This window comes from Seleniivibrio woodruffii, from assembly GCF_004339245.1.
Taxonomy (GTDB): domain Bacteria; phylum Chrysiogenota; class Deferribacteres; order Deferribacterales; family Geovibrionaceae; genus Seleniivibrio; species Seleniivibrio woodruffii.
Genome location: NZ_SMGG01000003.1, coordinates 424,750 through 442,817, shown reverse-complemented (window position 1 = coordinate 442,817; position 18,068 = coordinate 424,750). Strand labels below are relative to the sequence as shown.

Here is an 18,068-nt window from a genome sequence, read left to right as displayed (position 1 = left end):
CGCCCGGAACACTTCGGCTCTGAGCGGCAATGATAGTTTATCTGATTCGGAACTGATTGATGGTTCTAAGCAGATCCTCGGCATCGGTATGAATCTGCCTTGCAAAATCCGTTATCTCAGCAAGCTCCCTGTTGTTCACTTCTGCGATATTGTTTATCTTCTCAACGTTCTTGGCTATCTCTGTTGTTGTTGCCGCCTGCTCTTCTGCAGCGGAGGCTATCTGGTTTACCATGTCAGTTGCCACTGTTGTCTGCTCAACGATCAGGCTTATTGACTTTTCAGCTGAATCTGCCGATCTGGTTCCGGCCTCAACCTGCCCAACCCCGCTCTCAACCTTTACAACAGCATTCTTGGATTCGGTCTGGAGCATTGATATCATGTCGGATATCTCTTTTGTGGCCGACTGAGTGCGTTCCGCAAGCTTACGAACCTCGTCTGCAACAACCGCAAATCCCCTTCCCGCTTCTCCGGCTCTTGCCGCCTCGATGGCCGCATTAAGCGCCAGCAGGTTTGTCTGGTCTGCAATATCGTTGATAACGTTTATGATGTCGCCGATCTGAGCCGAAGATTCACCCAGTCTGGTGATTACCTCTGCGGATTCACGGACGTTTTCCGCTATCTGCTGCATTTTTGACACCGTGTCGGTGACAGACATCTTGCTGCCTTCGGCACTTTTTATTGTAGCGTTCGCCTGAACCGAAGTCTCGTTTGCGCTTTCGGCTATCTGGCTGATGGTCTGGTTCATCTCTTCAACGGCGGTTGCGAGGCTGTTTGTCTCGTCCGTCTGGTTGTGCATTCCTCTGGATATATCGCTGACGGTAGTTGAAAGCTCGGATATTGATTTTGTCATATTGTGGGACAGATCCGAAACTGACTCCATAATGTCTTTAACACGGCCTATGAACCTGTTGAAAAGTCTGGCAACATCGCCCAGTTCGTCTGTTCGTGAGTCGTCCAGAGTTTTCGTAAGATCGGCTTCGCCCTCTGCAATGTCTCTCAGTCGCTGAATGAGGGTGTCGATGGGCTTAAGCTGTCTGGACACAAGATACCAGAACAAAGCTATGCCGAATAAAACGGGAATAAGTGAAAGGAACGTAAGATTGAACGCCTCCTTTTTTGCCGGAGCAAGCACAGACGCTTCATCGGCGGTCACAAAAGAGACCCAGCCAAGCTCGGGAACTTTTGAATATGCCAGCAGCATGTTTTTACCTTCCAGTGAATAGTGGAAAACACCGCTGTCGTTCTTTTCAACCTCATTCATAAGGTTTGAAAGGCTGGGATCAAGCTCCCCTATGCTCTTTTTAAGAACAAGGCCGCTGTCGTCGTGTATCAGTATTTTTCCTGCGCTGTCGGTTACAAAGGGTCTTCCCTTGTCGCCGGAGCCGACGTTCATTACTTTATCTATTATAGATTTAAGCGGAACATCCGAACCGAGGACACCCGCAAAATCTCCGTTTATGCTTATCCCTTCGATGATCGAGACCACCAGTCCGCCTGTTATCATGTCAACATAGGGTTCGGTGAACTGTGTTCCGGTCTTGGATTTTCCCATCTGATACCATGGTCTGACCCTGGGGTCATAACCTTCCGGAAGCTGTGACTGCTTGGACATCCAGAAACTGCCGTCCTGCTCGCTTCCGAAATATACCAGGTCGAATGCGTTGGCCTCTGCCACAAGCGCATAGTCCTCTATGTTCTTTTCGGGTTCGGCATTAAAAGCGTCGCCCTTTGCTTTCAGCCTTTTGGCTTCTGCTGTGATGGCCGCTTTTTTCGACTCGGCCCAAAGCCCCATAAGAGCCGCAACCTCATCACTGCGGTTTATCTGCTGGATTTCGATATTTTCAACAGCCGCCGACTGGGTGTAAAAATATGACCTTAGAACAAGGGTCGAGACGATGGCAAGGAACACTGCCAGTGCCGTCAGAATGATTTTTAACTTCAAACTCATAAAACCTCTCCGCAGAGACAGCGATATTGCCGGCTTCTGCTGCTTTTTGCATTATTTGTCCTGTGTAAATAGAATAATCAGTATCCCGCAACCGGAAAAAATAATCCTGCGCTCATAAGAGTGAATATTCCGACAAAAATTGTATAAATATAATATTCACAAGGGTTTATCTTAGCACAGGGCACCTGCTATGTCAAACAGACATAGCCTACATAGCAGATGTAAAATATGCGTTAAAGAGATAAGTTATTTATGAAAGTTCTGCGTGCCTGAAGCAGTCGGTGAAATGGTCATTCACCAGTCCTGTTGCCTGCATATGGGCATAGATTATGGTGGAACCGACAAATGTCATTCCCCGTTTTTTCAGATCTTTGGAAAGGGCGTCCGACTCCGGTGAAGTGGCCACCGCATCGGACATTGATCCGAGTTTATTTATGATGGGTTTGCCGCCTACAAAACGCCAGACGTAGGCATCGAAACTGCCGAACTCTTCCTGAATCTTCAGAAAAACACGGGCATTCTTCCTTGCGGCGAATATTTTAAGTCTGTTGCGGATTATCTCGGGGTTAAGTATCAGTGCTTCAAGCTCTTCGTCCGTCATTTCGGCCACCAGTTTCGGGTCGAAATTCTTAAACGCCTTGCGGTAGCCTTCCCTTTTTTTCAGGATGGTCTCCCAGCTTAAGCCCGCCTGCGCACCTTCGAGGATAAGGAACTCGAAATGGGTTCTGTCGTCCCGAACGGGCACGCCCCACTCCTCGTCATGATACTTCTCATAAAAATCCTTTCCCTCACACCAGCTGCAGCGCACTTTATTATCAGACATATCCGCCTCCACCTGTCTATTCTACACTGCCCGTGCCGGATGTCAACAGGGCCGCTTCCCTCTCCATCTCCGCTGTCATGGTTTTAAGCGACAGAATATAGGCTGTCACCCCCATGCCCACAACAAGCAGAACAAAGATAACGTGGAGGTTGCGCACCAGAAGAGCTGAAAGCAGAAGTGATCCCCAGAGCAAAAGAACCGCCCTTATCTTCATATCCTTGCGCACAGCACGATATTTCATGTAGGTTCCGATGTATGCACCGAATATTCTATGATTTATAAGCCAGTTGTTCATCTTTTCAGAACTGCGGACAAAACAGAACGAGGCTACAAGCAGAAAAGGTGTGGTGGGCAGAACAGGTACAATTATTCCTATGACGGCCAGCAGAGTGAAAAACACCCCCAGCGCCATAAACAAATTCTTTTTCAAACGACTCTCCCGAAAACATAAATAATAAAAGGGGACGGAAGCTCCGCCCCCTGAAGTCTATAAGATAGTAACCTTACTTCACTTTATCAAGGGAAATGCCCATGGCATCCGCAACTCCCTTGCCGTATGCCGGATCAGCCTTCAGACAGTTGCCTATGTGGCGGATCTTTATCATCTCAGGAGCGTCGCCCATGGCTCTTGCGGTGTTCTCGCAAAGAACCTTCTGCTGAGCGGGTGACATCAGACGGAAGAGGAGACCGGGCTGAGTGTAGTAATCGTCGTCATCCTCACGGAAATCGTACTGATATGCGGGGCCGTCCAGAGCCAGAGGCGGCTCTTTCAACTGCCACTGGTCCTTCCACTCGCCGTAGCTGTTCGGCTCATAGGCAAGGGTCGAGCCTTTATTTCCGTCAACACGCATCTGGCCGTCCCTGTGGTAGCTGTGGAAAGGACAGCGGGGAGCGTTAACGGGGATGGAGTGGTGGTTGACACCGAGTCTGTATCTCTGGGTATCTCCGTATGAGAACAGCCTGCCCTGAAGCATTCTGTCGGGCGAGAAGCTGATGCCTGGAACGATGTTTGCAGGGTTGAACGCCGCCTGCTCAACGTCGGCGAAATAGTTTTCGGGGTTCTTGTTAAGCTCCAGAACACCTACCTCTATGAGGGGAGCGTCCTTTTTGAACCATACCTTTGTGAGGTCGAAGGGGTTGTAAGGCAGTTTTGCCGCCTGCTCCTCGGTCATAAGCTGAACGAACATTTTCCATCTGGGGAAATCGCCCTTGTCTATGCTCTCAAGCAGGTTTCTCTGGTGGCTCTCACGGCACTTGCCGATGACCTTTTCCGCCTCTTCATCCGTAAGATTCTGAATGCCCTGCTGGGTCACTAAGTGGAATTTTACCCATGTGCGCTTGTTCTCTGCGTTGATAAAGCTGAACGTATGGCTTCCGAATCCGTGCATGTGTCTGTATGATCTAGGGATTCCTCTGTCGCTCATAGTTATTGTAACCTGATGGAGAGCTTCGGGGAGTGATGTCCAGAAGTCCCAGTTGTTCTGGGCACTGCGCATGTTTGTTCTGGGGTCGCGCTTTACCGCATGGTTGAGGTCGGGAAACTTCAGCGGATCACGCAGGAAGAACACCGGAGTGTTGTTTCCCACAAGGTCCCAGTTTCCCTCTTCGGTATAAAACTTTATGGCAAAGCCTCTGATATCCCTCTCGGCGTCCGCCGCTCCCCTTTCACCTGCCACAGTTGAGAAACGCACAAACAGATCGGTCTTTTTTCCTATTTCGGAGAATATCTTAGCTTTTGTATATCCGGTTATGTCATGGGTTACGGTGAAGGTTCCGAAGGCTCCGGAGCCTTTTGCGTGCATCCTTCTTTCGGGGATGACCTCTCTGTCGAAATGGGCGAGTTTTTCAAGAAACCATATGTCCTGAAGGAGCATCGGGCCTCTTTTTCCGGCTGTCGCCACGTTCTGGTTGTCCGCAACGGGAACTCCCGCCGCTGTGGTGAGATGCTTATCCTCTTTCTTACTCATTTTTACTACCTCCTGTGAAACCAAATAGCATTAGTTATCTTATGATAATTTTTATTAATATTCAAGAGGTGATATTCGCTTTTATGAGATAATTATTATTAAGAATAGCACGATTTCTCAGATTCTGCACGAAAGGTCATAAAAAAAGAGCCTTCCGGCTCTTTTTTATTTCTGTTTTCCTGATTTGTAATTGTAGCCCGTGTCCTTTTTTATCTGGCCGGGAGCGGTCGCCTTTCCTGTTCCGTGTCCGGCGCAACCGTAGAATATTGCCAGAGAAAAGGCCATGACGAGCGTCAGAGCGATTGTTCTCATACATGCCTCCTTATTTGACAATGATACTGTTCATACATGTTAATATCCATACCATTCTCCGCCCCGAAGGGTGATTATTCACACCTGCGATAAAAAGATATTTATTAAAATGACATAAGGAAGTTTTTTTGATATATTTGAATGAAATTTATACCGGAGCTTAAGTGTGAAGATACTCGTAGTAGACGATTCGGGATTTGCCAGAAGGGCACTCATAAAACTTATAAATGAACAGCTGGAAGGCTGGGAGGTTACGGATACGGGAGACGGGAAGCAGGCTGTGTCCCTTTTCAGACAGCACCAGCCAGACCTTGTGTTTCTCGACCTCACAATGCCCGATGTCAGAGGAGAAGAGATTCTGGAAGAGATACGCTCCTTTGACAGGACATCGAAGATAATCGTGGTCTCTGCCGATATTCAGCAGAAAACCAGAGAAAACGTCATGGCACTGGGAGCCGACTATATGGTGAACAAGCCCATAAACGCCGAGAAGATAGCCCAGGCTCTGACAACAGTCATGTGCTGACAAACACAGAGGCATATTAAAATGAATCATCTATCCGAAATTCAGACCGAGGCGATGATTGAGCTTTTCAACATTGCATACGGAATGGCCACATCGCTGATCTCCGACTCCATAGGAATGCATTCAACAATGTATGTCCCCGAAATGGAGATCGTCAGCATCGACGAATTTGCAAACGTGGCCTACAAATCCATGGATCCGGACAGAGGCTATTTCATTGTTTCGCAGGTTTTTCTGAACTATCTCGAAGGCGAATCGGTTATGCTGATGAGCACCCGCTCCGCAAAGGCTCTCACCGAGTGTTACTCAAAGCTGGACGAAACACTGAATCCGGAAGAACCGGACGATGTTAAAAGCTGCTCTCTTGAGATAACCAACATAATATCCTCCGCACTTCTGGGGCGCATAGCCGACCTCACAAACACCGAAATATACTTTCAGCCGCCTGAGATACGCATATACGAACCCGCACGGATTGCGGAGATGAATAAAAATCAGGAGTTCACACAGGTAATAGTCATAAAAATAATAATCGATGTGGACACAACGGAGATAAAGGGCAATATGTACATTCTGCTGAAAGAGGAATCCTTCGGCAAGTTCAAGCAGGCTCTCGACTATTTCATCGAAAGTTACTCCGGATAACCACGGCATGGCATCACTCAATTACCTCGACCATATCCTGAACGGAGCAATGGTTCTGGATGAGAATCTGAACGTGCACTACTTCAACCACTGGCTGGAGGTGCAGACAGGAATCAAACGGGCCGATATCGAAGGCTCACCCATCACCGATTATTTTCCCGATATAAACTCCGGAATGCTGAAACGAAAGCTGAAACAGGTGTTTCTGCTGAACACACCCGCATTCATAAACGCAGAGGCTGAAAAATACCTCATAAAGATACCGAGCCGGAAGCTTACGGGCAGCCTGTTTCCGTTCATGCTCCAGAACGCAGTAATAACCATTTACGACAAAGCGAACAGACAGGCACTCTGCATGATATACGATCAGACCTCACTCTTTGAGACCAGAACAAATCTGGAGATAAGTGCGGCAAATCTGGCGGAACAGCACCTTCTTCTCCAGAACACAATGGATTTTCAGACGAACATAATATTCGTCATGAGCGAAAAGCGGCTCATCAACTGGAACTACAGCTTTATGGAGCTTTTCGGATACGATATTGACGAGCGGATCAACTCAGGTGCCGCCGACCTGATGGATTTCATCACCCACGACAGCTATCTGACCACAAAAGAGACCAGCTTCTACAGCTTTATAACCAAAAGCCTGGAATCGGACATCACCAACCGCATAACGGTCACCGACACCAACGGCAAGGAGCGCACCTTTATCTTCAGCGCACGCAGAATGCCTGAAAGGGAGAACTACATAATAGTCTCCATGACCGACATAACAAGACTCAAAAACAAGGAAAAACTCCTTCAGGATATAAACAACGAACTCAGCAGGCGATATGACGAGAAGAACATCGAACTGAAAAAGCTGAACTTCGAGCTGACACGCAGCCGTGACCAGCTCCAGCTGGCTCAGGAGGTCGCACGCTCCGGAAGTTTCGAATATTTCTGCACCGACGGAACCATAAAGGTCAGTCAGGGGATGAAGAACATTCTGGGGGATCCTGACTTCAAACCAAACTCTGTTGAAGATATCCACAGATTCTTCCACGGCAATCATGCAGAGGGGATAAAAAAACTCTGCCAGAAAACCATGGAAAACAAGATGGACAGCTTTTCCGTGTTCTCCGAAATAATCAGCAAAAGCGGCAGAAAAAAGCCTGTGGACATATACGGCAAGGTGCTGGGCAGTGAAAGGGAGGGGAAACGCCTTCTGGTCACAATGCAGGACCTGACCGATATCAGAGAGCTTGAAAAGCAGATAAAGGATAAAGAGAGGCTTCTGGCCTCACTTTTCGACATAGCGGACATCGGCTTCCTTATCCTCGATTCCGAAGGTGTCATAATGCGTGTCAACAGGGAGTTCGCAAGGCTGACAGGATATGCCGAACAGGAAATTCTGGGCAGAGGTTTGGACTGCCTCAACATAATCTCTCACAAAAGCGACTATGAAAAATACGTCCGCAACGCCGCAGAAAACACATCAGAGATAATCCTGACCGCAAAGGACGGCAGTCAGAAATATGCCTATATGAACGTTACCCGCTACAGCGCAGACGAAAAAACCACATACAGCGTTTATGCCTTCACCGACATAACCGACAGGATATCAATCCTCTCCGAACAGAAAGATCAGGAACAGCTGCTCATCCAGCAGTCGAAAATGGCGGCCATGGGAGAGATGATAGGCGTTATCGGTCACCAGTGGAAACAGCCCCTGAACGTGCTTAATCTGGTGCTGGACAACATTAAGGACAGCATTGAGACCGGAAAAGGCGACTTTGAGGAGATAATCCGCATGACCGACACCTCACTGGAGCAGGTCAGGTTCATGGCGGAGACAATAGACGATTTCCGAAATTTCTTCAGCCACGACAAAGACCCCAGACCATTCGACCTCATCAGCACGGTCAACAATACCGTACGCCTGCTCCTTCCGCTGTTCGCAGTAAGGGGAACACAGATCGAGGTTGAAAACAAGCTCTCTGCAAGAGAGGCTGTTTACGGGGTTGCAAACGAGTTCCGCCACTGCATAATCAACATTCTGAGCAACGCAAAGGATGCTATTCAGAACAGAGTGAACGTTCAGAGGGATTTCAGCGGACAGGTCAGAATCGTCATAGACGGGGACGACTCCATGATAAGCGTCAGAATATACGACAACGGCGGCGGCATCCCCAAGGACATTATAGACCACATATTCGATCCCTATTTCACCACCAAAGGGGACAAGGGCACAGGGATCGGCATGTATATGGTTAAGCTGATAATTCGCAAGATGGACGGAGACATACGGGTTAACAACACAGAAGACGGAGCCTGTATAACCATCGACCTGCCGTCAATAAAGCCTAAAAGGGACTAAATGACCGTATCGGCATCATACCGGCTTCTTATTTTTCTGCTTCTTGCCTGCGGGGTTTCACTGATGTTTCTCGACATTCCCGTAGCTGAGTTTTTCAAATCCCACGAAAACAAAGTATTCTTCCGTTTCAGCACGGAGATCACCGAGCTGGGCAAATCCGACATATATCTTCCCGTTTCGCTGGCTGTCTGGGTTATTTTCAGAAAAAGAAACCCGCTGGTGGCCAGAATAGCCCTTTCGTTCTTTCTGGCTATAATCATATCCGGAATGGCCTCAAACCTGCTCAAATTCTTTTTCGGACGCAACCGCCCCGTAATGCTTTACGACTTCGACACCTACGGTTTTGAATTTCTGCACACCAGATATTATAAAACGTCCTTCCCATCCGGCCACACAACTGTTGCGGCTGCTCTGGGCGCAATGACAGCACTCCACTGGAGAAAACTGACGATTCCGGCGGTAATATTCGTTATTCTGATGGCAGTGACAAGGCTTTCAACCCTGAACCATTTTCTGAGTGACACTCTGGCAGGGATGATTCTGGGGATAGGAACCGCTCTGATAATCTACAGGCGGATGTTTCAGGCCAGATCGTAGAGTTTTATAAACTTCTCTACACAGTCTTTTATTACATATTCGTCCTTTTCGGGGGTCGGCATCGGGATAAGCCCCAGAAGCACAGGCCAGAAAAGGCATTCTTTTATCATGCCCACATACTGCTGAGAGGCAAGGAGCCTGTCGTCCACAGGTCTGCCCACAGCTTCCAGATAGTCGCTGACCGTGTCCAGAATGGATTTCATGCCCTGATCGGAATAGGCGATGCGCAGTTCGGGAAAACGCCCCGATTCGCCCATCACAAGCCTTAATAGTTTGAGAAATCTTTCGTTGCGGATCATTGCCAGTATTTTTTTCGCATAGTCCTGAAGGTCTGCGGAAACGTTTCCGCCCGGCATATATTCCAGCTCGGGAAAACCGAAGTCGTTACGAACCTCAAGCACAATTTCTGAGAAAAGCAGTTCTTTTGAAGGGAAGTGATTATAGACGGTGCGCTTTGAAACATTGGCAAGCTCTGCTATGTTGTCCATGCTTACGCTGCCGTAGCCTTTGTCCAGAAACAGCTCCGCAGCAGCCTGAACAATAGCCCTCTTCTTCCGCTGACTCAGTGTTTTTTCCACCCGCTCCTCCCGTACATCGAAATTATACTGACGTAGGTTTCATTTTACAATAAATTGTAAAATGTCTTTCCGCAAGCAATTTTAAACTATACGGTGTAGTTTACTAATAATACGCAGACGTTCATTTATATTTTACAACAGGAGACCACAGGCAGTTCTATTATGAACTCTGCCCCCTCTTCGCAGTTTCTGAACGAAAGTACTCCGTTATAATGATCGTTGATTATCAGCTTGCTCATGTAAAGCCCTATCCCAGTGCCCTTTTCAGGTCCTTTGGTGGTAAAGTAGGGATCGAAAATCTTATCAGATATGTCGTCGGCTATACCCCCGGCATTGTCGGCAACAGTTATTCTGAAAACCCCCTCACTGCATGAAATTTCGATTTTTATCTCGGGATCGCTCCTGTGGTTCAGCAGAAATGCGTCCTTGCTGTTGGACAGCAGATTCAGTATCACCTGTGCGAACTCGTTTGCAACCCCATAAAGAATTGCGTCCGCATGCCTGACTATCCTGACTTTTATGTTATGCGCAGTGAACTGCTGGTTCACAAGATCAATAACCGCAGATATCTGCTGAACGGCTGAAAACTCCACCCGCTCCTTATCCGTCCTGAAGAAATTCCTGAAATCGTCTATGGTGTTGGACATAAACAATATCTGTTTCATGCTTATATCCGCAAATTCCTTCATTATGTCCCTGTCCAGCATATCCAGTTCGTATTCCTCCTGAATATTCTGCACCATGAGAGCCATGACGTTCAGCGGCTGCCGCCACTGGTGGGCTATTGCGCCTATCATCTCGCCCATGGCCGCCAGCCTGCCCTGCTGCATGAAAAGCCTCTCCTGCTCTATCCTGCGGTGGGTTTCCTCGGCAACCTTCGATTCCAGAGTGTTGTTAAGCTCCAGAAGCCTGTCCTCGGCCAGTTTCCTCTCGGTGACGTCCATAACCACCCAAACGGAACAGGGTTCGCCGTCCTCATCCTTTATCCGCTTTCCGGCCATCTCCACCCAGACAAGACTGCCGTCGCACTTGCGCATCTCTGTTCTGACGCTGGCGTAGCCGTTCTTTGAAAACACAAGTTCAGAGTCAACGAATCTGCCGAAATCCTCATAATGCTTTTCGTCGGGATGAATTGCCATGGTGGATTTGCCTATGATGTCTTCAGACCTGTATCCGAAAATCTCCAGAAAGGCGTTGTTTGCCCACTGAAACCTCCGCTCCCTCACCTGAATTATGCCCACCAGCGAGTTTTCGATGATGGCCGTCAGTCTGGTGTTAAGGTTTATAAGCGCATCTTCGGTGTTCTTTTTGCGGGATATGTCTTCAACAACCATGATTATGTTCTTCGGTGCGCCCTCGTTGTCTTTAAGAACCGATGCGGTTATCACCGCCCAGATAATACTGCCGTCCTTGCGAACCAGCCGCCGTTCGGTGACATAGGTGTCGGTTCTTCCTGCGATAAGATCTGTCCCGCAACCTTCGTTATCTTTCAGATCTTTGACATAGGTTATATCCAGCATTGTCTTTTTCAGAAGTTCGGCAACGGTGTATCCGGTTATGCGGCAGAAACAGGAGTTGGGCTTCATGAACCTGCCGTCCAGCGAAGTCATCACTATACCCACTGCGGCCTGTTCAAAGGTTCTGCGGTAGCGTTCCTCACTCTCATAAAACCTCTGCGCCATCTGCTCCGCCATCTCATATGCACGGCTTCTGGTTTTAAGCAGGATATAGCTGAGCATCGCCAGCAGAAAACCCGTAAGGACTCCGCCCACAAGAACCTGAAGCGGCTTGCTCCTGTCGAACTGGCTGAAGAAAACCTCACCCGCATCAAACTTAAGCTGCCATGTTCTGCCGTACATGGCAACGGGCAGAACAGCGGACATTATGGTCTCTTCACCGCTGTCGCCTGTGGAGTACATAAGGTTTGCAGGGGAAACCTCGGTATCGTATATTTTAAGGGAGAGCCCCTGCACATAAGTGCCGAAGATGCCCCGCATAAGATCGTTCATTCTGAAAGGAGCCGCAACGTATCCGTAAAGCTCCCCGTGTCTGTAAACAGGCATGGCCATCAGCACTCCGGAGGGAGGATTTTTCATATCCGCCTCCTGCTTCAGCACCATTTTACCTGTAAGAGCTGTTTTGCCGGACTCTCCAGCCTCTTTAAGCATACCTGAGCGTACAGGCTCGCTGGAGAGGTCATATCCCATGACCTTCAGGTTTATCCTGTCCTCCGGATACATCATCATCACCGGAACATAATAATCCTTCTTCTGTTCGGGATGCACCCTGTAATAAAACACTCCGGATCTGCGCACATCGTTTATATGGCTCTCAAGCTCGCTCTGTTTCACAATTTTTGCAAACCCGATGGCCTGAACCCCCGGATAAAGGTTGGAAAGCTCCAGAGTGGAAGCGTATTCCTTCCACATTTCTCTGGTTATCGTATCTTTATTTGCCGAGAGAAAACCTTCAACACCCCGCAGAACCTGCTCATAGGTTCCCATCCGGACCGTTATGGCGTTTGCAGTTTCTTTGGTGTACATGCGGAATGTGCTCTGCATGCCTTTTTGAAGAGAAAACAAAGAGGATTCATAGAGAATGATGGCAAGAGCTGTTACGAATATGAAAACAGATATTGGAATAAATCCGGTCATTGACCGCAGCTTGCCCATCTGAAACTCCGAAGGATCATATGTTTGTAAACCATTATATCACAACTCATGAAGTTTAGATTTAAAAACTCATCAGTATAAAATTTATAAACTGAACACACTTAAACCATATTCTCATCACCGGAAAAGCATTTATGTATGGTTAAATGAAGATATGAGGAGAGGATCATGAAAACTGCGCAGGCTATTGCGTTCTGTATTCTGCTGACCGCCTTTCAGGCAAACGCCGCTCTGGTTCAGCCGGACGCAAGCGGAGAAAAAATAAACAGCTTTATCGCACGGCAGGATGTAAAAGCGAGTCTTGAAAAACTCGGAATATCCGCCGCAGAGGCTCAGGCAAGAGCCGCCGCCCTCTCACCGCAGGAGGCTGAAAAGCTTGCGGCATCAATAGACAATGTGCCCGCTGCGGGCGGAGTTCTTTCCGTCATTGAAGACCTTATAATGCTCTTTGCTGACATGTTCGTAGATATCCTCGCAGCCATCTTTTAGTGAAAATTCACTGTCAATAATAGTTTACAACTGGAAAAATATCACACCCCGTCCTATAATCACTGATATCAACAGATAAGGAGTTGACCATGGAATTTATGAGAAAACAGAGGACAGCCGTATGTCTGCTTCTGATATTCAGTATGATGTTTCTGGCAGGTCCCGTGCAGACCGCTGCCCATGCAGCAATGATCAGCCCGCAGACGGTTATCGACACCGCAAAAGCAGCAGAGGCAAAAGAGCAGATCAACACCTTCCTTGCCCGTGAGGACGTGCAGAAGAGCCTGACGGCTATGGGCATATCCCCTGACGAGGCCAAGGCAAGAGCGGCAGGTCTTTCCGACTCCGAAGCGGTGGCTTTTGCCGACCAGATGGAGAACGCACCCGCAGGCGGTTCGGCAGGGATGCTTATCGGTGCGGTTCTGTTCGTGTTCGTTCTGCTTCTGATAACCGACATACTCGGATTCACCAAGGTATTCAAGTTCACAAGGTCATTAAGATGAAAAAAAGCCTGACGCTGCTGTTCTGTGTGTGGGTTCTCACCGCAGGCTGTGCGGCAAAGGTTTCTTCAAAATGGGACGGGGTGACGGCGGATAATCCCTCTGTCGCCCTGTCCGTTCCGTTCTATGATCAGCAGGATTATTTCTGCGGCCCCGCTTCGCTGGCAATGATGCTGGAATACAGCGGGATTAAATCGAACCCCGACGAAATAGCTGAAAAAGTATTCACCCCCTCCAAAAAAGGCTCATTCAAAGAGGATATGCTCACAGGCGCACGCCGAAGCGGCAGAATACCCTACACAATAGACAGCCCCCACGACCTCTACGGATTTCTGCGTACAGGCAGACCCGTTCTTGTGTTTCTTAATCTGGGACTGGACATGTACCCCATCTGGCACTATGCGGTTGTGACAGGAATCCACGGCGGATACATCACAATGCACTCCGGCGACACTCCGGACGAAAGGCTTAAAACGGCAGTTTTTGACAAGATATGGTCAAGGGCAGGCTACTGGGGATTCGTTCTGCTGAAACCCGGCGAAGTGCCTGACGGCATAGACCCCGTACGTCTGTCCGAAGCGGCCTCGGCCTATGCGCTCTCCGATGCTTCGGGAGCAATAGCCACCCTTTCATACGCCTATGAACTGTACGACAGCAAACCTGTAATGTTCTCTTATGCCACAGCACTTTACATTTCAGGCAGAAAAACCGAATCCATCGACATCTTCCGCCGTATAACAGAAAAATATCCCGATGACGGCGACGGCTGGAACAACCTTGCACACGTCCTGAACGAGACCGGACTGAGCCGACTGGCTCTATATGCCGCACGCAGAGCGGTTGCCATAGGCGGAAAAAACATTGATGTCTATCAGGAAACTCTCGACTCAATTCAAACGCCTTGATTTTCTCCCGCTATAATATAAACTGTGCATATTATAAAGTTGTGGAGAGGATATGAAGACGGTTTTCATGGGTACGCCGGAGATGGCCGTACCGACACTTAAAGCACTGGTGGAAAATAATATAGATGTTGCTCTGGTCATAACCCAGACCGACAAGCCCAAAGGCAGAGGCAACCAGATGCAGTCCCCGCCCGTTAAGGAATATGCGGACTCTCTGGGGATCGAGGTAATTCAGCCCAAAAGTCTCAGGAACAATCCGGAGGTTCTGGAGAAACTCAGATCCATAGCCCCCGATTTCATAGTGGTTGCGGCATACGGAAAGATACTTCCTCAGGAGGTTCTGGACGTTCCCAAAAAAGCTCCGGTGAACGTGCATTTCTCACTGCTTCCCAAATACAGAGGCGCAGCCCCCGTAAACTGGGCGGTGATAAGAGGCGAGGACGAAACGGGAGTCGCCACAATGCTTATGGATGCGGGACTTGACACGGGAGACATTCTTCTGGTTGAGAAGACTCCTATCGGCAAAAAGGATGCTGTGATGATAGCCGAAGAACTTGCCGAAACAGGCGCACAGCTTCTGATAAAGACCCTTAAAGAGTTCGACAGCATAATACCCGTTAAGCAGAACGACGCCGACATGACCTATGCGCCCATGATGAAAAAAGAGGACGGGCATATAAAATGGGCGGAAAAAACAGCAAAGGAAATCGAGTGCATGATCAGGGGTTTTGTGCCCTGGCCTGCGGCATATACATTTATGGACGGCAAGATGTTCAAACTTTTTGCCGCTGAAATTGTCAACATAGAAAATAATATTGAACCCGGAACGATATTCGATGTCACTAAAAAAAGTTTTTGCGTTAAATGCGCAAAAGACGCCCTTATGATAACCGAACTTCAGCCCGAGGGGAAAAAGAGGATGCCCGCTGTCAGCTTTCTGGCAGGAGCCAAACTGACAGGCGGCGAAAAATTTGAGTAAACTTATCTCCAAAGACAGGGCTATCTTTATGGCTCTGTTCTTCCTCTGCGGAAGCGTGATATTTTGTGCAGGCCTTATGGTCTGGTTTTTGATGATGATCGGTGCGGCGACGATATCGCCTGTGGCGGCAAACATCATAACCGGGCTGTTTCTGGTCTTTGCGTCCTCTGTGACGCTGTTTTCGGTCATCTTCGCCTACACGGCGCTGACCGGAAAAGACCTGAACATGGTGAAAGGGCTGCGCAGAGTAGCAACAAGGCTGACCCTGCCCTTTATGCTCCGTGTGGCTAAGACCGCCGGAATGGACAGAGACAGGCTTGTGCGTGCTTTTGTCAACATCAACAACGACATGGTGCGTGGGATAATAAAGCGCAGACAGGTGCGAAAGCTCCTTATCCTTCTGCCCCACTGTATCCAGCTCTACGGCTGTGACCTGAAACTGACAAAAGATATATCACGATGCACAGGATGCGGAGGATGTGATGTAAAAGACCTTGTCAATATTGCTGACAGGTATAATATTTCAATCAACATAGCCACCGGAGGAACGGTGGCACGGAAAATCGTGAAGGACACCCGCCCCGACCTTATTCTGGCGGTGGCATGCGAGCGTGACCTTCTCAGCGGCATTCAGGATACCTATCCGCTGCCCGTTCTGGGTTTCTGCAACGAAAGACCCAACGGCGAGTGCACCAGCACAAGGATAGATACCCGACTGATAGAGGAAGAAATAAAATCTATATATAATTTCAAGGAGGCAATATGAACACCCTTAAGACTGTTCTGCTCATGACTGCGCTGATGGTCTTCTTCGTGTTTATCGGAGGGCTCATTGGCGGGCGAACCGGTATGTACATCGCATTCGGTATGGCTTTCGCCATGAACATCTTCTCTTACTGGTTCAGCAGTTCCATCATCCTTAAGATGTACGGAGCGAAAGAAGTGTCCGAGGCGGAATATCCCGCCCTGTACCGCATGGTGCGCAACCTCTCCGCAAGAGCGGGGATACCCATGCCCAAGATCTGCGTTATGCAGAGCGCAACACCCAACGCATTCGCAACAGGCAGAAACCCCAAGCACGGAGTGGTAGCCGTTACAACTGCAATAATGGGTCTGCTTACGGAAGATGAGCTTGAAGGCGTTATCGCCCACGAGCTTGCACACATAAACGGACGTGACATCCTCATCGGAACCGTTGCGGCGACAATCGCAGGTGCGGTTATGATGCTTGCGGATATGGCACGCTGGTCTGCAATTCTGGGCGGAATGAACAACAACGATGAAGAGAACCAGAACCCTCTGGGTATGGTGGGAATGATAGTCGTGTCCATCCTTGCTCCCCTTGCGGCTATGCTCATTCAGATGGCAATCTCACGCTCAAGGGAATACAGAGCGGACGAAGAGGGCGGACATCTCTGCGGAAGACCTCTTTCGCTGGCTTCGGCTCTGGAGAAAATATCCAAAGGTGTGGAATACAGACCTATGGAAGAGGCCAGACCCGCAACAGCCCACATGATGATCATGAACCCCTTCTCCGCAGGCAAAATGATGAGCCTGTTTTCAACACACCCCCCTGTTGAGGAGCGTGTTAAGAGACTGCGTGAGCAGGCAAGAGGACAGCGTTAATGGCGGATAAGTTCCGTTTCCGCCTTTTTGATATCCTGAAAGCCTATTATCAGGGCAGCCTGAAAGAGGACTATTTTCAGGACTCGGCGGAAAAAAGGCTTTACCGCAAGATATATTTTGAGACGTTCAGACACCTCGGCTTCATAGAGAAGTCGCTGGGCAAGCTATATTCTCATGCGCCGGAGGCGGATGCCCGTGCGGCTCTGGCTCTGGGCGCATGCCAGATTCTCTTCATGAACGACATACCCGAGTATGCCGCCGTGAACGAGAGCGTGTCCCTTGTGCCCCAGAGCAAGCGAAGCTTTGTTAACGCAGTGCTCCGAAATCTGGCAAGGCGCAAGGCCGAACTTATGAAAGATTACAATATCAGACAGGATTTTCCTGAATGGTTTGTAATAAAATGGGAAAAACGTCTGGGAGCGGAGGTCGATCTGTTCCTGTCGGATTTGAACACCAAGCCGTCATTTTACAGTGTCGACCCCGCAACCATGAACATTGAAAAGGCCGAAGGCGAAGCCGACGGCTATATAATGGATCTGGCCTCCTACAGCGTTGCAAGGCTGGCGGGCAACATTGACCCCATGTCAATTCTGGACTGCTGTGCCGCTCCCGGAGGAAAAACATTTGTCCTCTCCCACACCTACCCCGATTCAAGGGTTTTCGCCGTTGAAAAGAACAGAAAACGCTATGAACAGCTGAAAGCCGTTACCGCTGACTACAAAAACGTAGACTGCGTCTGTGCCGATATTCTGGAACTTCAGACCGAGGCCGAATTTGACCTTGTGCTTCTGGATGCTCCCTGCACGGCTCTGGGCACAATAAAGCGTCACCCCGAAGTTCGCTGGCTGAGAAAGAACAGGGACATAGCCGACTGCTCCCGCAGACAGAAAGAAATGCTTGAAAAAGCGGCGCAATTTACGGGAAAAGGTAGTACAATGATATATTCCGTCTGCTCACTGGAGCAGGAGGAGACCACAGACGTTATCGAAGGGTTTCTCAAAGCAAACCCAGAGTTCAGTCTTGTGCCCCCCGTTTGTGACGACAGGTTCAAACACGGAAATTATTTTATGTCTCTTCCATACAAATGCGATGCTGACGGCTTCTTTGCCGCTGTGCTGAAAAAGAAATAAGGGGTTTTT

18 protein-coding genes are annotated in these 18,068 nt (G+C 48.9%); 11 read left to right on the top strand and 7 right to left on the bottom strand.

The genetic code is table 11. The features are described from left to right. Positions 1–37 precede the first annotated feature (37 nt). The 5 genes from C8D98_RS02000 to C8D98_RS13680 all read right to left on the bottom strand — a co-directional run bounded on the left by C8D98_RS02000 (position 38) and on the right by C8D98_RS13680 (position 5,050). Entirely contained in the window at positions 38–1,948 is a 1,911-nt protein-coding gene (locus C8D98_RS02000; protein ID WP_132871562.1) for a methyl-accepting chemotaxis protein, read from the bottom strand. Between the two features lie 250 nt (positions 1,949–2,198). Further along, the gene (locus C8D98_RS01995) at positions 2,199–2,771 is read right to left on the bottom strand and encodes a DNA-3-methyladenine glycosylase I (protein WP_132871560.1); all 573 of its coding nucleotides are present in this window, start codon (positions 2,769–2,771) and stop codon (positions 2,199–2,201) included. 16 nt (positions 2,772–2,787) lie between these two features. Next, complete coding sequence (locus C8D98_RS01990) at positions 2,788–3,201, bottom strand: YbaN family protein (RefSeq protein WP_207891226.1); 414 nt, start codon at positions 3,199–3,201, stop codon at positions 2,788–2,790. Between the two features lie 73 nt (positions 3,202–3,274). Beyond that, positions 3,275–4,738: a catalase gene (locus tag C8D98_RS01985; RefSeq protein ID WP_132871558.1), complete on the bottom strand. Its 1,464-nt coding sequence runs from the start codon at positions 4,736–4,738 to the stop codon at positions 3,275–3,277. 165 nt (positions 4,739–4,903) lie between these two features. Then, the gene (locus C8D98_RS13680) at positions 4,904–5,050 is read right to left on the bottom strand and encodes a hypothetical protein (RefSeq protein ID WP_165871152.1); all 147 of its coding nucleotides are present in this window, start codon (positions 5,048–5,050) and stop codon (positions 4,904–4,906) included. A gap of 166 nt (positions 5,051–5,216) precedes the next feature. Between C8D98_RS13680 and C8D98_RS01980 the strand changes: the two genes are divergently transcribed. From C8D98_RS01980 to C8D98_RS01965, 4 genes are read left to right on the top strand one after another with little or no spacing between them, the layout of a single operon-like run. Next, positions 5,217–5,576 (top strand): response regulator, encoded by a 360-nt coding sequence (locus C8D98_RS01980; RefSeq protein ID WP_132871556.1) that lies wholly within the window; start codon positions 5,217–5,219, stop codon positions 5,574–5,576. Positions 5,577–5,597: 21 nt separating this feature from the next. Then, the gene (locus C8D98_RS01975; protein WP_132871554.1) at positions 5,598–6,221 is read left to right on the top strand and encodes a hypothetical protein; all 624 of its coding nucleotides are present in this window, start codon (positions 5,598–5,600) and stop codon (positions 6,219–6,221) included. A 7-nt stretch (positions 6,222–6,228) separates the two neighbouring features. Beyond that, the gene (locus tag C8D98_RS01970) at positions 6,229–8,583 is read left to right on the top strand and encodes a PAS domain-containing sensor histidine kinase (protein ID WP_132871552.1); all 2,355 of its coding nucleotides are present in this window, start codon (positions 6,229–6,231) and stop codon (positions 8,581–8,583) included. Then, positions 8,584–9,180, top strand: a complete 597-nt coding sequence (locus C8D98_RS01965) for a phosphatase PAP2 family protein (protein WP_132871550.1) — start codon at positions 8,584–8,586, stop codon at positions 9,178–9,180. Here the strand turns inward: C8D98_RS01965 and C8D98_RS01960 are convergent. Both C8D98_RS01960 and C8D98_RS01955 read right to left on the bottom strand, forming a co-directional pair. Then, a complete protein-coding gene (locus C8D98_RS01960) occupies positions 9,165–9,758 on the bottom strand; it encodes a TetR/AcrR family transcriptional regulator (protein WP_132871548.1) in 594 nt (197 codons plus the stop codon). The genes C8D98_RS01965 and C8D98_RS01960 overlap by 16 nt on opposite strands. Before the next feature lie 125 nt (positions 9,759–9,883). Then, positions 9,884–12,430, bottom strand: coding sequence for a PAS domain S-box protein (locus tag C8D98_RS01955; protein ID WP_132871546.1), 2,547 nt, complete (start codon positions 12,428–12,430; stop codon positions 9,884–9,886). Between the two features lie 168 nt (positions 12,431–12,598). Between C8D98_RS01955 and C8D98_RS01950 the strand changes: the two genes are divergently transcribed. The 7 genes from C8D98_RS01950 to C8D98_RS01920 all read left to right on the top strand — a co-directional run bounded on the left by C8D98_RS01950 (position 12,599) and on the right by C8D98_RS01920 (position 18,059). After that, positions 12,599–12,919 (top strand): PA2779 family protein, encoded by a 321-nt coding sequence (locus C8D98_RS01950; RefSeq protein WP_132871544.1) that lies wholly within the window; start codon positions 12,599–12,601, stop codon positions 12,917–12,919. Positions 12,920–13,008: 89 nt separating this feature from the next. Further along, positions 13,009–13,422 carry a PA2779 family protein gene (locus C8D98_RS01945; protein ID WP_207891225.1) on the top strand — a complete coding sequence of 138 codons (414 nt, stop codon included), beginning with the start codon at positions 13,009–13,011 and terminating at the stop codon, positions 13,420–13,422. Continuing rightward, entirely contained in the window at positions 13,419–14,324 is a 906-nt protein-coding gene (locus tag C8D98_RS01940) for a PA2778 family cysteine peptidase (RefSeq protein ID WP_132871542.1), read from the top strand. Before C8D98_RS01945 ends, C8D98_RS01940 begins: the two co-directional genes overlap by 4 nt. A 52-nt stretch (positions 14,325–14,376) precedes the next feature. Continuing rightward, positions 14,377–15,303, top strand: a complete 927-nt coding sequence (gene fmt / locus C8D98_RS01935; RefSeq protein WP_132871540.1) for a methionyl-tRNA formyltransferase — start codon at positions 14,377–14,379, stop codon at positions 15,301–15,303. Beyond that, positions 15,296–16,069: a DUF116 domain-containing protein gene (locus C8D98_RS01930; protein WP_132871538.1), complete on the top strand. Its 774-nt coding sequence runs from the start codon at positions 15,296–15,298 to the stop codon at positions 16,067–16,069. The genes fmt and C8D98_RS01930 overlap by 8 nt, the downstream gene beginning before the upstream one ends. Then, positions 16,066–16,929 (top strand): zinc metalloprotease HtpX, encoded by an 864-nt coding sequence (htpX, locus tag C8D98_RS01925; protein ID WP_132871537.1) that lies wholly within the window; start codon positions 16,066–16,068, stop codon positions 16,927–16,929. The genes C8D98_RS01930 and htpX overlap by 4 nt, the downstream gene beginning before the upstream one ends. Next, on the top strand, positions 16,929–18,059 hold the full coding sequence (locus tag C8D98_RS01920) for an RsmB/NOP family class I SAM-dependent RNA methyltransferase (protein ID WP_132871535.1): 1,131 nt from the start codon (positions 16,929–16,931) through the stop codon (positions 18,057–18,059). The genes htpX and C8D98_RS01920 overlap by 1 nt, the downstream gene beginning before the upstream one ends. Positions 18,060–18,068: the final 9 nt, after the last annotated feature.

Excerpts from the sequence above, each read along its gene's own strand:
- C8D98_RS02000 (WP_132871562.1), bottom strand. The coding sequence starts at position 1,948 with ATGAGTTTGAAGTTAAAAATCATTCTGACGGCACTGGCAGTGTTCCTT.
- C8D98_RS01940 (WP_132871542.1), top strand. The coding sequence starts at position 13,419 with ATGAAAAAAAGCCTGACGCTGCTGTTCTGTGTGTGGGTTCTCACCGCA.
- C8D98_RS01975 (WP_132871554.1), top strand. The coding sequence starts at position 5,598 with ATGAATCATCTATCCGAAATTCAGACCGAGGCGATGATTGAGCTTTTC.
- C8D98_RS01950 (WP_132871544.1), top strand. The coding sequence starts at position 12,599 with ATGAAAACTGCGCAGGCTATTGCGTTCTGTATTCTGCTGACCGCCTTT.
- C8D98_RS01995 (WP_132871560.1), bottom strand. The coding sequence starts at position 2,771 with ATGTCTGATAATAAAGTGCGCTGCAGCTGGTGTGAGGGAAAGGATTTT.
- C8D98_RS01970 (WP_132871552.1), top strand. The coding sequence starts at position 6,229 with ATGGCATCACTCAATTACCTCGACCATATCCTGAACGGAGCAATGGTT.
- fmt (WP_132871540.1), top strand. The coding sequence starts at position 14,377 with ATGAAGACGGTTTTCATGGGTACGCCGGAGATGGCCGTACCGACACTT.
- C8D98_RS01920 (WP_132871535.1), top strand. The coding sequence starts at position 16,929 with ATGGCGGATAAGTTCCGTTTCCGCCTTTTTGATATCCTGAAAGCCTAT.
- C8D98_RS01985 (WP_132871558.1), bottom strand. The coding sequence starts at position 4,738 with ATGAGTAAGAAAGAGGATAAGCATCTCACCACAGCGGCGGGAGTTCCC.
- C8D98_RS13680 (WP_165871152.1), bottom strand. The coding sequence starts at position 5,050 with ATGAGAACAATCGCTCTGACGCTCGTCATGGCCTTTTCTCTGGCAATA.
- C8D98_RS01945 (WP_207891225.1), top strand. The coding sequence starts at position 13,009 with ATGGAATTTATGAGAAAACAGAGGACAGCCGTATGTCTGCTTCTGATA.
- C8D98_RS01955 (WP_132871546.1), bottom strand. The coding sequence starts at position 12,430 with ATGGGCAAGCTGCGGTCAATGACCGGATTTATTCCAATATCTGTTTTC.
- htpX (WP_132871537.1), top strand. The coding sequence starts at position 16,066 with ATGAACACCCTTAAGACTGTTCTGCTCATGACTGCGCTGATGGTCTTC.
- C8D98_RS01965 (WP_132871550.1), top strand. The coding sequence starts at position 8,584 with ATGACCGTATCGGCATCATACCGGCTTCTTATTTTTCTGCTTCTTGCC.